Below are 15774 nucleotides of genomic sequence, written 5' to 3'. Positions count from 1 at the left end.
CCTGCGGGACTAATCTCCCGTACCGGTTCGATTCCGGTCGCCGGCATTATCTTTGAATTATTCAAGGATAATGAGTGTGAAAATTTCATACTATGTACGTGTAGCTCAGCTGGATAGAGCGTCTGGCTACGGACCAGAAGGTCGCGTGTTCGAATCATGTCACGTACATTAGTGCCTGTAAATGCTGAGTTTACAGGCTTTTTTCATGTCTATGACCTAATCTCAGATCAAAATGAAAAAGGTGTCGCGGATATCTTTAAATATTACTATCCTATAAAAACACCACTGCTCATTATAATCTATCTTAAGGAAATCAGTATTCCAATAATCATCTGTATACTCTAAGACTCAAACCTCAAACCTCAAACGCCAAACCCCAAACCCTCTAACCGTCAAGCCTTCTTCTTCAATCTGAAATCGAAGCATTATTGCCTAATTTAAGAGATCCTATCAAGCACTGTAATTGACTTGGAAAATCTACTATTTTTCTTTTACCATATACCAAATAAAATTATAATTATTAGACATAACTTGTACTAATTAATCATAGATTTATTTACGAATACCTTCGTGGAAAACTTTAATATCTACCCGCTTTCTTTGGTACATATATTATATCGAGGTGATAATAATGAATGGTTGTACAGATATACTATTGATAAGCACTATAGCCTGTCGAATTGCGGAATGTCTTGATGACAATGAATTAGCTTTGCTTGCTGCAGATTTGGTATTATTAAGTGATTCACTTAATGCAATTGCTGTTCGAAGAGCAATTTGTAATGATATTTGTGATAAGCAAACCGCAGATGCAGAGAAAAATAATAAAAAAAATAATAATAAAGATAATAAAGATAATAAAGATAGTGAAGATAATAAAGATAATAAAAATAGTAAAAGTAGTAAAGATAATGGTAGTAGACAAAGTAACGAAAGTAATGATAATAGTATAAGACAAATCGGTGATAAGAATAACACTATTACACCAGCAATAAGTGAACAAGGTTCCGTAAGGAGTAATATGAAAACTACATTCACTCATAAAAATAGTTCTATGAAGATTAGCGATAGTAAAAGCGTTGATATGGAAGGGAATAATAGTGATAATATCAAGAAATAGAACGATAGGAGTGTTATTTCGTTCGCACCTTTATTATTTCAAATTACAAGTAAGAAAATGTACATAATTTTTATAAGCATACTAACTAATAATTTAGATAGACATCAATATGAATCAATGTCTATCATAAACTAAATTTAAAAAATCTGATAGCATAGATTAATAAGTATTGGTACTGCTGCTGAGCACAAAATACCATTGATTACAGATAATACTACGGTTTCTTCATTGGTATATCGAATTAACATAGGTAGAGTAGTATCTTCACTAGTAGCTCCAGCAGGTGCTATACAGGTAGGAAAATTAAAATACTTTGCTATGAATGGTATACTAATAAATGAAAATATTTCTCTCATTAAACTGCTTAGGAAAGTAATGCTACCAAACGAAGCGCCTGCAAACTCGCTAATCATAACACCAGATAAGCTATACCAACCTAATCCACTTGCCATAGCGGTACTGGTGTTCATAGAAATTCCAGTCATAAAACTACAGACAATACCACCTAGCAACGAGCCAATTATGATACCAAAAGGAATAATAAAAATTTTCACATGATATTCTTTAATTTTCTGTATAAGGCCACGATGTAATCCAATACTGATACCTACTAAAAACATAAGCAAATAAAGAATATAGTGAGTATGTTCTGCAATAAAATTAATAATTGTTATATCAATACCGGATAAGCCATAAGCAATTCCTAATAACAACGCGATTACGGTAAGTAGAACCATAGTTAGCCCTCCTTTTCTTTTGATTTATTTTTCATAAATAATCTGGTTAACAAATAAGCAATGAGAATAGAGAAGAGCGTTGGTATAAAAAAATATAAAAAACTAGTTAAACCAAGACTTGTTATTTCTTGAAGAAAATTCTCTCTTCTTCCAAGCATAACCCCCATAGAAAAAATAATTAAAATGGTGCATACCATTTGCATTTTTTCGTTCTTCTTTTTATATTTATCTGGAAAAAATTTTAATCCAATGAAAATTCCAATTCCCATTATAATGAGAATATCCATAATATAGCCTCCCTTCTATAAAAAGTATACATACTTGATTTCAAATGCTAGTCCTCATGTGAAACGTAATAATGGACTAGCTTTAGAGTTGTCCTGGATTGTAGTTTTAAGGAAATACTTAATGAAGTCCTCATTTAGGAAAAATAAGAATAATCCAATGATATGGAAAAGAATAGAGAACGTTATCCTCTATAAAGCCCACGAAACCTAATACAAACGTATATACTATAACAAATATTTTAATTTCAAGCAAGAGAACGAATTACACGAAAGAGTTATACAAAAATTGATTAGAATTTGGTGCTTCTATCTAAAGTTTTAGAATAATATCTACTGAAATTATAACTTTCAGTATTAAGAAGTTAAAATTTAGATAACTACTTCAACACTATGACGAAGTAGTGTACAAAACTATAAGAAAGTTTTGATTTTTTGTATGTTTCTATCAATACTACTAGTTAATTTTTATCTGTTGGGAAATAGTTATGAATCTTGACTTTATAAATTGTTTGTGATATATTAAACCGTATCCGACATTGGTACAGATTACGTGTAATGACAAAATTCCTAACAGGTTACTTACTAGATTATATTACTTGAATTTAAAACCTGCAAACAGTATGTTTACAGGTTTTTCGTTATAATTAGCTGCATTAAAATTTTGTATAAGTGAATGTAATTCAATTGAAACTTTGGTAGGATTAGGAAATATTATCATAAATCTAAACTAGAATTAGATAATTTATTAACGAAGTCTTTATTTGACTTCTTAAGGCTTTTTTATAAGGATGTTGAGTATTTAATAACCTAAGAAAAAAGTTGGTTTAATATTTCATAATATGGATGACGATGCAAATAGTTAAACTAAGTTGTAAGTAAGCCAATATCAGAGGTTTCTTTGATATTGGCTTTCTTAAAAACAGAGGGACCTTTCGTCATTTTGGTATGCGAGCGAATGAATGTATAGTTCAATGCTGAGGTAGGAATAATTAAAATAAGGGCTAAAAATATATGATAGATAACAACTTGAAGTATATTTTTATATAAAAAGACAGGAAGAAAGTGAGGATTGCTATGAAAATCAATCAGGAAAAGTGGAATTTGCCATCTTATATCAGGGATATTTTAACTGAGAGCAAACACGTATACTACCCACGTTCGAAGAAGGAGCTGATACATATGGCTTTTGGTGGAGAAGATGTGGACACTTATGAGGTGGCTTATGAAGTACCGGGCAAGGGTAACATTGTAGAAGCAACGGTTACTCGTTGTAAAAATGGTATTGTAGTAAATTATCCGGACGACTATATGCGTAGACGTGACCCAGATTGTCTATTAGTTGCCGATAAAAATGATACAGACAAGCCTAAGTACGATGATGTTTACAATCAAGATTTTGAGCCACTTCGTCAAGAAACATTCCAATGGTTAAAAAGACAAAAGCTTATTGTGTTTGCTTTTAAGTCTGGTGGTGAGGAATATGGTTATGATACCTTATTGGTTTCTCCAGCAAATGCGGGATTCTTTGCTTGCGCTGTAGCAGATTTACAGGGCTTTACCAGTATGCATGACATTACGGAGGACTTCAATCCAAAGGCTGTTATTTTCTTAGCGCCTCCATTCCGTCATACTCACTTTGATGGTAAGCAAATTGTAATTCACAATCGTTTGACAGGAATTCATGAGTTGTTCTCCTATAACTTATATCCAGGCCCAAGTGCGAAGAAGGGTATTTACGGCGTTTTACTTAACATTGGTGAAAATGAAGGTTGGACAACCGTTCATGCGTCTACTGTTAAGGTTATTACTCCATACGATAATGAAATTGTTATTATGCATGAAGGTGCATCTGGCGGTGGAAAGAGTGAGATGATCGAGCATGTCCACCGTGAGATGGATGGTCGTATTTTACTTGGTAAAAATACAGTAACTGGTGAGAAAACATTTATTGAGTTATCAGAATCATGTGAATTAAGACCTGTTACCGACGATATGGCAATTTGTCATCCAAAGATGCAAAACGATAGTAAAAAACTTGTTGTAAAGGATGCAGAGCAAGGCTGGTTCTTACGTTGTGACCATATTAAGAGTTATGGTACTGCCCCACAGTATGAAAAGATTTTTATTCATCCACAAGAGCCATTGGTATTTTTAAATCTCCAGGGTGTACCTAATTCTACTTGTCTTGTTTGGGAGCATACATTAGATTCTAATGGAAAACCTTGTCCAAACCCAAGAGTAGTTCTTCCAAGACGCTTGGTTCAGAATGTTATTGATGAGCCTGTAGAAATTGATGTTAGAAGCTTTGGGGTTAGAACACCAGCTTGTACAAAGAAGAAGCCTTCTTACGGTATTCTTGGTATGTTCCACATCTTACCTCCAGCACTTGCTTGGTTATGGAGATTGGTTGCGCCAAGAGGATATAACAATCCAAGTATCACTTCTTCCGAAGGTATGACAAGTGAAGGAGTAGGATCTTACTGGCCATTTGCAACTGGTAAGATGGTAGAGCAGGCAAACCTTCTTATGGAGCAGATATTAAATTCAAGTCATACTCGTTATTTACTCATTCCAAATCAACACATTGGCGCTTATGAAGTTGGATTTGTGCCACAGTGGGTAGCAAGAGAGTATATTGCTAGAAGAGGTAGTGCAAAATTTAAACCAGAGCATTTAGTAGAAGCTCGTTGTTCAGTTCTTGGTTATGGACTTGGATCACTTAAGGTAGATGGCCAGTACATCCGTAAGGCATTTTTACAACCAGAGATGCAGCAAGAAGTTGGTATCGAAGGCTATGATGCTGGCTCTAAGATACTTCTTGATTTCTTCAAGGCAGAAGTTGAGAAATTCTTAACTCCAGATCTTCATGAGACAGGTAGAAAGATAATTGAATTATTACTTTCTGACGCTACTGTTCAAGAATACAATGATTTATTGCCAATGAGATATTAATAAAACAGTTATTTTGCTTGTAGTGATATAAGTACCCAAAAAGAGCGGGTGCAAATGGAATATTCTAAGGAGAAGCCAATCGGCTTTCGGAGGATTCTGTTTGAACTCGCTTTTATTCATGGTAAGGTTGTTGAAGATGATTTAAATATTAATAACATGCTGAGGAAGCCTTAGAGGAAGCTGGCTATAAGGTGGTTTAGGCATATTCGGGTAACCGAAGCCACGCTAAATGTAGGGGTAGGCGAGTGAATCGAAATGTAGAGAAATCGCAGGATGAAACAAATCAATGTCTTTCTCATAAAGGCTTATTATTGGATCGTAGTTCTTATGAAGTTAGATTAGCAGGAAAATTGATACCACTTACCAAACAGGAATATAAGATACTAGAACTGTTACTTCTTCATCCAAATAAGGTTTTTAGTAAGCAGGAGATTTATAATTATGCATGGGAGGAGAACTTTATCGGTGTAGAGTTATTTGGTGCTGATTGCAATAAACAGAAAGAATTATTTTCAAGAATTGGGGTTTTGATTGAGGCACCGGGGTTATTTCCCAATATGACTGCGTTTGAAAATCTAAAGATGAAGTGTATTAGCCTTGGGATTAAGGATGATAATTATATCCATGAAACCATTGAGCTTGTAGGCTTAAAAGGTGTAGATAAGAAAAAGACAAAAAATTATTCGCTTGGTATGAAACAGAGACTACTCTACTGGAAAATGAAAAAAGCAGGTATAAAGTGATTTCAAAGAAAGTTTCTAAAAAATCACTTTGTACCTGTTTTTTCATGTTGATATAGTATTATTGGCTAAGACATCTCATCAAATCTTAGTTGACCAATTGCTGCAATCAATAACTTTCGTTGCAAAACCTTCATAAAAGTCTGGCTCATGGCAGATCAATAGGATACTTCCTTTGTATTCTCTAAGGGCACGTTTCAATTCATCTTTTGCTTCTACATCTAGGTGGTTTGTAGGCTCGTCAAGGAGTAAAATATTAGTTTCTCGGTTAATTAGCTTACAAAGTCTAACTTTTGCTTGTTCTCCACCGCTTAATACACGAACCTGGCTTTCTATATGTTTTGTTGTAAGTCCGCATTTTGCAAGAGCGGTACGCACTTCATACTGTGTCCAGGATGGAAACTCGCGCCAGAGTTCTTCGATACAGGTATTGTTTTTCGCACCTGTCATTTCTTGTTCAAAATATCCCTGATAAAGATAGTCACCTAGGGTTACGTTACCGTTTAATGAAGGTATGAATCCTAAGATACTCTTCATCAATGTTGTTTTTCCGATACCATTCGCACCCTTTAATACAATTCTATCACCACGTTCCATAGAGAAAGTAATTGGATTTGATAGTGGTTCATCATAACCAATAACCAAATGCTCTGTCTGGAAGATGTAACGGCTTGCAGCTCGAGCTTCTTTAAAATGAAACTCTGGCTTTGGCTTTTCTTTTGCCAATTCAATAACATCCATCTTGTCTAGTTTTTTCTGACGAGACATCGCCATATTACGGGTAGATACACGTGCTTTATTGCGGGCAACGAAGTCTTGTAGTTCGCTGATTTCTTGTTGTTGCTTTTTATAGGCAGATTCTAATTGCGCTTTTTTCATTGCATAAACTTCTTGGAACTTATCATAATCTCCGACGTAACGATTTAGTTCACCGTTTTCCATATGATAAATAAGATTAATTACACTATTTAAGAATGGGATATCATGTGAAATTAAGATAAATGCGTTTTCATACTCTTGTAAATAGCGCTTAAGCCATTCAATGTGCTCTACGTCTAAGTAGTTTGTAGGCTCATCGAGAAGGAGAATATCTGGCTTTTCAAGAAGTAGTTTTCCTAATAAAACTTTAGTTCTTTGACCACCACTTAGGTCAGTAACATCTTTATCCAAACCAATGTCGGTAAGTCCAAGAGCTCGTCCGATTTCTTCAACCTTAGAGTCAATAATATAAAAATCATGGGCATCTAAAAGGTCTTGAATCGTTCCGAATTCCTCCATAAGCTCGGCCATCTTTTCATCCGAGGCATCCGCTAAATCATTACAGATGGAATTCATTTTAGTTTCTAATTCAAATAAGAAGTTAAAAGCAGATTTTAGTACATCGCGGATTGACATTCCTTTTTCTAGCACAGAGTGCTGATCAAGATAGCCAACACGAACATTTTTTGACCATTCAATCGTACCTTCATCTGGCATAAGTTTATCGGTTATAATATTCATAAAAGTAGATTTACCTTCACCATTTGCTCCGATAAGCCCAATATGTTCCCCCTTTAACAGACGGAAGGATACATCGTGAAAAATCATTCGCTCACCAAAACCGTGATTTAGGTTCGTTACATTTAATATACTCATTCTGACCTCAATTCTGGCGCTTTAGCGCCCTTTTATAACAATAGTAATTTATGCGATATCACAAATTACCGGTTGAAAAACCTTGTTCATTCAACCTAATGCTCCTTATATATTGAATTCAGTAGGTGCAAAACATGTACATTATAGACGATATAGAGGTAAATTACAAGAGATTTCTCTTTAGCAGGCTTGGACTATATTAACAATTTTATAAAGGAATTAAGTTAGAATTATTAAAAATTTAATGGGATATTAATGAAACCATCATTTACGGGAGATTCTAGTTGTGTTAGAATGTTTTTTATTAAAGGAGATAACATATGACAATACAAGAATTTTTAAATCAATTAAGAGATAGCTTGGATGGCGAACTCCCTTACAACGAAATTGTTTCCAATATCAATTATTATAGAGATTATATGAATTCGAAAAAGGGGGAGCAGTCTGAAGAAGAAATTACAGCAGGGATAGGTGACCCTCGTTTGATTGCAAGAACTATCATTGATACTTATAAGATGAACCATGATAATAAGGTACATTATCAATCCTATAGCTATTCGGATGGAGGTAATTATCAATCTGCGAATTCCTCAAATGCAAATTATGATCGAGAAAGCGATAGAAAGAAGGATCCAAATCATTCCGTATTTAAGACAATTGGAATGAAAGGCTGGCTTGGTTGTTTGATTAGTTTATTTATCTTATTTATTGTATTAGGCGCAGTATTCTGGATTGGTGCTATTGCATTTAAGGTATTTTTTAACTTTGTTCTTCCTGTTATTTTAATTGTTGCAGGAATTTCTTATCTTAGCAATCGATTTAAAAGACGATGAGGAGAAATTTTAGTAATCATGAAAAATTATAAAAAAATAAGAAAAAGTACGCTTCGCGAACTTTTCCTTGTTATGAATAAATGGAGTATTGCAAATTAGGTAAACCTAGCTTTTTGCAATACTCCATTTTAAATATCGGATTATTAAAGTGGTAGTATCGTCTTTTTATATTCCTCATTTATAACTTGGGCAACGGAATTATAAATTGCAGAGAGTCCGCAAAATATACCTACGTAACCTGCAATGGTATGAACACTGTGTGAATCCATAAAATTAGCTAAAGCTAATAAGAAAAATAGTAATGTTAATGAACCAAATACAATACGTGATGCTATATTATGTTTCAAGGTACCGATAAACATAAATAAGGTAAAAATTCCCCATAGAAGAAGATAAAATCCAAGGCTGATTGAATCAGAGGAAGCAATAGACTTTGTTGGATTCATCCAAATCAGTATGAGTGACCACCAAAAGAACCCGTAAGCGGTAAATGCTGTGGCACCAAACGTATTATTTTTCTTAAACTCCATAATACCAGCTATAATTTGAGCAGCTCCTCCAAGAGCAAATCCCATTGCTACGGTAACAATGGATAGCGGTATTATACCTGCATTGTGAAGATTAAGTAAACAGGTTGTCATTCCAAATCCTAGCAAACCAAGTGGAGCTGGATTGGCAATCGTTGCTTTTGTTTCTGTTGACATAGTGTCCTCCCATTAAGTTGTTAAGGTGTTAATTAAACATAGATTGCTATTGTAGCATGAGAGTTATTAAATTGCAATTAGGAAAAACTGATTATAGACAGAGATCATAAGTATTAAAAAGTGAAACAGCCGGTAGGGGAGCTACCGGCTGTTTCGTTGAGGGGAGTATAAATAATTAATAAGGGGTTATATAGCGTATCAAAATTATGTAAGCTTACTAAGCAGTTTCCTGCTCACTTCGTATTCATAATTACTGATACATTTTTAATGATACTACATAAAAAGGGAAAAATCAATAGATAAATAAATCTTTTTTTAATTTTAGAAATACCATATATTTCCCTAATAAAATAAAAATAAAAAATATAGAATTGTGTATTATTTTGTAAGAAATGACAAGAAATGAGATAAGAAAAGATGTTAAATCTAATCCTCAGCAATGAATAAATATCAAAAGATTAGGCATACTAACTCATGTAGTTATATAATAAATATATTTTTAATAGGAGGACATACTATGTCATCAGAAAATAATAGCAGAAATGCAAACAGCAATAATACAAGTTCTAATAAGAGTTCTCAGAATTCTACACAGAACGCACAAAACGCACAGAACGCACAGAACGCACAAAACGCACAAAATGCACAGAATGCACAGAATGCACAGAATAACACAAAGAACTATTCTGGTAGTTCCAAGAATGCACAAAACAATCAGAACTACAAATAGTTATTATTAGCAAATATTATTTTGTAGGACAGAGAGTTTCTAATAAAAATATTTTATAAAAAATATAAGTAGTGTGTATATTCTATTGATTTTTGCCTAGGATGTAGTAATGTAAGACGATGAACTCTTATATTATTACATCCTAGGCATTTTTCTGTCAGTATAATACTTAAATCAATCACCATTTCAGTCGAATGGAATACTATATTGTAGAAAGATTTTCTTTCTTTGTATTCTATAAAAGGCGGTGTATGGTATGTATTTTGAAGGAGTGCGGTTAGAAGAGGTCAATCGTTATATCGGTGGAAAGGATGCTATTATTGTAGATTTAAGAAAAAAAGAAGATTATGATAAGGGCCATATTCCAAACGCTGTTAGTATACCATATAATTCTCCGGAGGAGCTTGCTGAAAAAGTTAGATATTTTAAGGTAATTATTTTATATTGTTACCGAGGAAATTTAAGTATGCTGGCAGCGAGAGATCTTAGTGGGATACAGGGAAAAGTTTATCATATTTGTGGTGGTATTCATGCCTATCCGTATCGTTTGGAACGTTAGTTCGTGATATAAACATTGACTGCAAGAGAAAAGAGAATTACAATGAGACCAGTGGTTTTTAGAAAATCAACGAAAGCAGTGGAATTCTTAGCTGTTTTGGTTGGTTTTCTATGCGCTATTTATGGCGTATTGTTTAAAAACAATTGGAGGTTAGAATGAGTCGATACGAATATATTGCACCATGTCATTTTGGTTTGGAGGCAGTGCTGAAGCGAGAAATTACAGATTTAGGTTACGAAATAGTCAGTGTAGAAGATGGACGAGTTATCTTTGCCGGAGATGAGACCGCAATCTGTAGAGCTAATATGTTTTTAAGAACAACAGAAAGAGTTCTTATAAAAGTAGCGAAATTCAAAGCGGAGACCTTTGAAGAATTATTTCAAAAAACAAAGGAGGTTCCGTGGGAACAATACATTCCTAAGGATGGTAAGTTCTGGGTTGCAAAAGCTACGTCAATTAAGAGTAAATTATTTAGTCCTTCCGACATTCAATCTATTATGAAAAAAGCAATGGTTGAAAGATTAAAGAACGTATATAAGGTGGAATGGTTCGAGGAGAGTGGGAATGAATATCCTGTCCGTGTTACCTTTATGAAGGATGAGATCACCATTGGCATTGATACTTCTGGTGTATCACTCCATAAGAGGGGATACCGTAAGCTAATATCCAAAGCGCCAATCACAGAAACTTTGGCAGCAGCACTCATTATGTTAACTCCATGGAATAAAGACCGTGTATTAATCGACCCATTCTGCGGTAGTGGTACATTTCCTATCGAAGCAGCCATGATTGGAGCTAGAATAGCTCCTGGTCTCAATCGTTCCTTCTTAGCGGAGAATTGGACGGATCTCATACCAAAGAAGGCATGGTATGAAGCAGCAGAGGAAGCAAATGATATGATTCTTCATGATATTGAAATGAATATTCAAGGGTATGACATAGATGGAGAAGTAATCAAAGCTGCAAAGCAAAATGCTGAGGTTGCAGGGGTGGATCAGTATATTCATTTTCAAAAACGTTCTGTTAGTGAGCTTAGTAGTCCGAAAAAATATGGGTTTATTATAACTAACCCACCATATGGTGAGCGTTTGGAGGATAAATCGGCAATGCCTCCTATTTATCATGAGATTGGACAAGCAATGAAACGATTAGACACTTGGTCTAGCTACTTAATTACAAGTTATGAAGATGCTGAAAAGCACATTGGACGTCAGGCTGATCGAAATCGTAAAATCTACAATGGTATGTTAAAGACTTACTTTTATCAATATATGGGTCCAAAACCACCGAAACGTTAAGAGTCTAACGAGGAAGTAGCGAAGCGGACTCCGAGTATCCCTTTGACAAGACAAAAGGATAAGGACTGAGGTAAAAAGTTCTCTATAAGAAGAGATAATTTGCCACAGTCCTTTTTATTATCTAGATATGTTTTGTCACCCAATCTTCGATATCTTTCATGATTTCTTCTGCATTCAATTCATTTAATAATTCATGCCTGCAATCTTTGTACATAATACAATCGATATTTTGAAATCCCAAACGTTTATGTAACAGAAATAAGCGCTCTACATCTTTTCCATAACGGCTGACTGGATCTTTCGTACCACTTGTAAAAAGAATCGGTAAATCTTTACGAACTAGTTTTATTCGTTTTGGTAACCCTGCATGATAATCTAAGTTAGCAAGATCCTCATAGAAGCTTGTGCTACATTGAAACCCACAGTAAGGATCATGAATATAAGCGCCAACATTCGGATTGTTACGAGATAACCAATCAAAATTAGTTCGTTCAGAAAGAGAGGTGTAGTGCTTCGTTTCGAATAATTGTTTATTCAAGAAGGCGGAGTAATGTCTTGCTCCCTTAAATTTCTTTATTGTATGTGCACATGCGATACCAATCCGGGATTTTGAGCGTGGATTAAAAGCTGTTCCTATTATGACAGCACAATCTAAGTCCTTAAAAAATTGCATCACATTTCTTGATACTAGAGAACCCATACTATGTCCAATTAAGATCAATTTGTTAGTACGGTTATTTTCTTTTAGATAAGTTAAGACATTAAAAGCATCAGAGATTAAAATCTTATATCCGTCATTATCAGCTATATAGCCAAGGTCTTCAAGTTTCTGATCCGTACCATGACCCCTATGGTTATATCGATAAACGTCATAACCACAACTGTTTAAATAATCAGTAAAGATTTGATAGCGCTTATGGTGTTCTGCCATACCGTGAAGCAATAATATTGTGCCTTTTACGGGCTCTGTCTGGCATAACTGAGGGTAAAGAATTGTTTCATACCCATCTTTTTGAACTACAATAGGATTTGTTGCTTTCAATTCAAAATCTCCTTTCTTACCTAGGAAATAAGTAGCATAAAAATACATCATATGTACCTTGGCTACTCCTTATATTATAAGTTGATTATAGGAAAAAGACAATAAAATCCTAGTAATAACTTGTGGATAATAACAATTGAATCGGTATAAGATAAAAAAATAAAGTGAAAATAATTATGCTTAACATATAAAAAAATGTTAATGAAAGCAGTTTCATGCCGATATATATATAAAGTTTAATTAATTAACTATTATAATGTTAGGAGGAACAAAAGTGCCAGAAGATAGGATATTGAAGCGCGCAGCAGCTTACAGTGTTTTGCTCATGGCCTGTGTATTACTAATTCCTTTTGTACTTAAACTAGAAAAGGGAAAAGTAACGTACGCTGGTATATTTCCTATGCTTCCAACAACAATTTCTACTATGCTTCCGATTAGTGAGAAAGAAAGCATAAAGCCCCTATCATATCAAGAGGATCCTAACTGTGAACAGAATGCCAAGCAGCAAATACCTGGTGGTATTTCAGAGGATATAAAGGAAAGGCTAGGTAATAACTTTATTGTAGTAGAAAAGCCCTCTCATTTATCAAATTCAGCTATGGCTGAATTAATCGATGAGTCCGTGGATCGACGGATACGTTTCATTATTACAGATTCCTTTGAAACAAAGATAGAAGAGAACCAAATTTATCGAATGTATCAGGGGAACTATTTTAAAGGGAAACCAGAATCCGAGATTCATACCAAAGATACAACCAGTAACCAAGCTTCAACGACTGGATCAAACGAAAATTCACCAGATAAAGAGGAATTAGAAAATATAACTGTCACTGATTGCATAAAGAGTCTTCAAGTAAACAGTTATGCTTATCCTGAAAATGAGTGTTTTAAGACCGAGATAACATTGGAATTAAACAAAACCTATGCTTATTTATTTTTTGAGGACGATTACAACTACTATATTTCCCTAGTGCGTCCGAAAGATATTTATGATAAAATCATTGTTGTAGATGCTGGACATGGTGGATATGATTCTGGAACTTACTCAAGGGATTTCGTTTACCATGAAAAAGATATGAACCTTTCTATGGTACTAGAGCTAAAAGAATTATTAGATAAAGAGAACATTAAGGTTTATTATACCAGAACCACGGATCGTGGACTTACTCTTAATCAGCGAGTAAACCTGGCAAATGATGTGGAGGCTGATCTTTTCTTAAGTTTTCATTGTAATGCAAATGATGAACGTGGTGTACACGGTACAGAGGTGCTTTATAATGAGAAACAAAATGATTGGACGAGGATGAATTCTAAAGACTTTGCAGCTATTTGTCTAAAAGAAGTTGTGAAGGAAATTGGCTTAGAAGACAGAGGACTGGTTCCACGTAGCAAAGATGTATATATCGTAGGAGAGGCAAATGTACCAGTTGCATTAGTAGAAGTTGCATTTATGTCAAATCAAGGAGACCTAAACTTCTTAACTAGTAAGGAAGGAAAACAAAAGGTTGCGAAAGGTGCATACGATGCGATATTGTCTGCTTATAAGAAATTAGGGCAGGAAGATAAAGGACAAATGGCAGTAATGAGATAATGGTATGAAAAAAACATTTCATGTTTCTTATTGATGACAAGGAAAAGTTCGCGAAGCGTGCTTTTCCTTGTTATTGCTATATCATATCTACATACAGATGTGGTATATTAGGTGATAGATATTAGATTAGAAATTAAAAGTAAGGAAGCTAACGATGAGAAAGATTATTTTTGCAACATCCAACGAAGGAAAAATGAAAGAAATAAGGATGATATTAAAAGACTTGGATTATGAAGTGGTATCCATGAAAGAAGCTGGAATAGAAACTTCAATTGAAGAAACCGGAACAACATTTGAAGAAAATGCTATAATAAAAGCAAAAACAATTATGGAAATGACGGGAGAAATTGTTTTAGCGGATGATTCCGGACTTGAAGTTGATTACCTTAAGAAAGCTCCAGGGGTATATTCAGCTCGTTATCTAGGAGAAGATACCTCCTATGATATTAAGAATAATCATATCTTGTCCTTGCTTAAAGGAGTAGCAGAAGAGAAACGTTCGGCCAGGTTTGTATGTGTCATTGCATGTGCTTGGCCAAATGGAGAAATTAAGGTGAAAAGAGCAACCATTGAAGGAACTATCGGATATGAGATCGCTGGTGAAAATGGATTTGGTTATGACCCAATTTTTGTTGTGCCAGAGTACGGTTGTACTACTGCAGAATTAACACCAGAGCAAAAGAATACAATTAGTCATAGGGCGAAAGCGTTGAATGCAATGAAGGAAGAATTATAGGTTTAGGAGAGCGCACATGAAGATACTAATTGTAAGTGATTCCCATGGAAGATATACTAATTTGGAAAGAGCAATAAAAAAGGTTTCTCCTATTGACATGTTAATCCATCTTGGAGACTTAGAAGGTGATGCATCGTATATTAATGAGATTGCTGACTGCCAAGTTGAGATGGTTTCAGGAAATAATGATTATTTTACCGACATACCACGTGAAAAATTTTTAGAAATCGGGAAATACTATGTAATGTTAACGCATGGTCATCGTTATGGAGTAAATTATGGAACAGAACAACTAAAAGAGGCAGCTGTATTAAATGGTGCAGATATTGTAATGTTTGGACATACTCATCAACCTTTGATTGATTTGGCGGAGGATAACCTTTCTGTCATTAATCCTGGTAGCATTACACAGCCTAGACAAACAGGGCGAATACCAACGTTTATTATAATGGAGATTGATGCAAAAGGAGAAGCGCATTATACACTGAATTTCATTGAAGATAGTCTGTAAGATATTCCTAAATAGTTAGTGGTATAAACTGGATATAAAATCTTATAAAAAAAGTGTTGACATTCACCTTTTTGTCATATATAATAACTCTTGCGTCTGACAGAGAACACTTCTTAAGGATGCACAACAGAATGATGTGTGGTTTTATTTACCGGGGTGTGGCTCAGTTTGGCTAGAGTGCTTGATTTGGGATCAAGAGGTCGCAGGTTCGAATCCTGTCACCCCGACTGAATAACAAAACACGCATGCGGGTGTAGTTCAATGGTAGAACACTAGCCTTCCAAGCTAGATACGTGGGT

At 34.6% G+C, this 15774-nt stretch carries 15 protein-coding genes and 2 tRNA genes; 12 read left to right on the top strand and 5 right to left on the bottom strand.

Annotated elements, in window-relative coordinates; genetic code table 11:
• The first annotated feature begins 94 nt into the window (after positions 1–94).
• Together RTP52_RS19840 and RTP52_RS19835 are read left to right on the top strand one after the other, a co-directional pair.
• A tRNA-Arg gene (locus RTP52_RS19840) sits at positions 95–168 on the top strand.
• Between the two features lie 463 nt (positions 169–631).
• A complete protein-coding gene (locus RTP52_RS19835) occupies positions 632–1120 on the top strand; it encodes a DUF6774 domain-containing protein (RefSeq protein WP_312373098.1) in 489 nt (162 codons plus the stop codon).
• A gap of 137 nt (positions 1121–1257) precedes the next feature.
• Here the strand turns inward: RTP52_RS19835 and RTP52_RS19830 are convergent, their stop codons facing one another.
• Together RTP52_RS19830 and RTP52_RS19825 are read right to left on the bottom strand one after the other, a co-directional pair.
• Complete coding sequence (locus tag RTP52_RS19830) at positions 1258–1857, bottom strand: lysine exporter LysO family protein (protein WP_312373096.1); 600 nt, start codon at positions 1855–1857, stop codon at positions 1258–1260.
• 2 nt (positions 1858–1859) lie between these two features.
• On the bottom strand, positions 1860–2144 hold the full coding sequence (locus tag RTP52_RS19825; protein WP_312373093.1) for a hypothetical protein: 285 nt from the start codon (positions 2142–2144) through the stop codon (positions 1860–1862).
• A 1074-nt stretch (positions 2145–3218) separates the two neighbouring features.
• Between RTP52_RS19825 and RTP52_RS19820 the strand changes: the two genes are divergently transcribed.
• Together RTP52_RS19820 and RTP52_RS19815 are read left to right on the top strand one after the other, a co-directional pair.
• On the top strand, positions 3219–5096 hold the full coding sequence (locus tag RTP52_RS19820; RefSeq protein ID WP_312373090.1) for a DUF4914 family protein: 1878 nt from the start codon (positions 3219–3221) through the stop codon (positions 5094–5096).
• A gap of 245 nt (positions 5097–5341) precedes the next feature.
• Entirely contained in the window at positions 5342–5839 is a 498-nt protein-coding gene (locus RTP52_RS19815) for a winged helix-turn-helix domain-containing protein (RefSeq protein WP_312373088.1), read from the top strand.
• Between the two features lie 78 nt (positions 5840–5917).
• On the opposite strand, the gene RTP52_RS19810 is transcribed toward RTP52_RS19815, so the two are convergent.
• Entirely contained in the window at positions 5918–7471 is a 1554-nt protein-coding gene (locus tag RTP52_RS19810; protein ID WP_312106336.1) for an ABC-F family ATP-binding cassette domain-containing protein, read from the bottom strand.
• A gap of 320 nt (positions 7472–7791) precedes the next feature.
• Between RTP52_RS19810 and RTP52_RS19805 the strand changes: the two genes are divergently transcribed.
• Complete coding sequence (locus RTP52_RS19805; protein WP_312373086.1) at positions 7792–8304, top strand: DUF1700 domain-containing protein; 513 nt, start codon at positions 7792–7794, stop codon at positions 8302–8304.
• A 143-nt stretch (positions 8305–8447) separates the two neighbouring features.
• Here the strand turns inward: RTP52_RS19805 and RTP52_RS19800 are convergent, their stop codons facing one another.
• Positions 8448–9008 (bottom strand): acetate uptake transporter, encoded by a 561-nt coding sequence (locus RTP52_RS19800; RefSeq protein WP_312106473.1) that lies wholly within the window; start codon positions 9006–9008, stop codon positions 8448–8450.
• A 517-nt stretch (positions 9009–9525) separates the two neighbouring features.
• On the opposite strand from RTP52_RS19800, the gene RTP52_RS19795 reads away from it, so the two are divergent.
• The 3 genes from RTP52_RS19795 to RTP52_RS19785 all read left to right on the top strand — a co-directional run bounded on the left by RTP52_RS19795 (position 9526) and on the right by RTP52_RS19785 (position 11595).
• On the top strand, positions 9526–9738 hold the full coding sequence (locus RTP52_RS19795) for a hypothetical protein (protein WP_312373083.1): 213 nt from the start codon (positions 9526–9528) through the stop codon (positions 9736–9738).
• 256 nt (positions 9739–9994) lie between these two features.
• A complete protein-coding gene (locus RTP52_RS19790; protein ID WP_312106475.1) occupies positions 9995–10297 on the top strand; it encodes a rhodanese-like domain-containing protein in 303 nt (100 codons plus the stop codon).
• A 155-nt stretch (positions 10298–10452) separates the two neighbouring features.
• Positions 10453–11595 (top strand): THUMP domain-containing class I SAM-dependent RNA methyltransferase, encoded by a 1143-nt coding sequence (locus tag RTP52_RS19785; RefSeq protein WP_312106477.1) that lies wholly within the window; start codon positions 10453–10455, stop codon positions 11593–11595.
• A gap of 121 nt (positions 11596–11716) precedes the next feature.
• On the opposite strand, the gene RTP52_RS19780 is transcribed toward RTP52_RS19785, so the two are convergent.
• A complete protein-coding gene (locus RTP52_RS19780) occupies positions 11717–12688 on the bottom strand; it encodes an alpha/beta hydrolase (RefSeq protein ID WP_312106478.1) in 972 nt (323 codons plus the stop codon).
• Positions 12689–12911: 223 nt separating this feature from the next.
• On the opposite strand from RTP52_RS19780, the gene RTP52_RS19775 reads away from it, so the two are divergent.
• The 4 genes from RTP52_RS19775 (at position 12912) to RTP52_RS19760 (ending at position 15702) form a co-directional block, all read left to right on the top strand.
• Positions 12912–14228 carry an N-acetylmuramoyl-L-alanine amidase gene (locus RTP52_RS19775; RefSeq protein WP_312373082.1) on the top strand — a complete coding sequence of 439 codons (1317 nt, stop codon included), beginning with the start codon at positions 12912–12914 and terminating at the stop codon, positions 14226–14228.
• A gap of 154 nt (positions 14229–14382) precedes the next feature.
• Complete coding sequence (locus tag RTP52_RS19770; RefSeq protein ID WP_312373079.1) at positions 14383–14964, top strand: XTP/dITP diphosphatase; 582 nt, start codon at positions 14383–14385, stop codon at positions 14962–14964.
• Positions 14965–14980: 16 nt separating this feature from the next.
• Entirely contained in the window at positions 14981–15475 is a 495-nt protein-coding gene (locus tag RTP52_RS19765) for a metallophosphoesterase family protein (RefSeq protein ID WP_312106484.1), read from the top strand.
• Positions 15476–15627: 152 nt separating this feature from the next.
• Positions 15628–15702: transfer RNA gene (locus RTP52_RS19760), tRNA-Pro, on the top strand.
• The last annotated feature ends 72 nt before the right edge of the window (positions 15703–15774 follow it).

Source organism: Lachnoclostridium sp. (assembly GCF_031997925.1).
Taxonomy (GTDB): domain Bacteria; phylum Bacillota; class Clostridia; order Lachnospirales; family Lachnospiraceae; genus Lachnoclostridium.
Note: the sequence above shows the minus strand (reverse complement) of the source record. Positions and strands in the feature narration are given on the sequence as shown.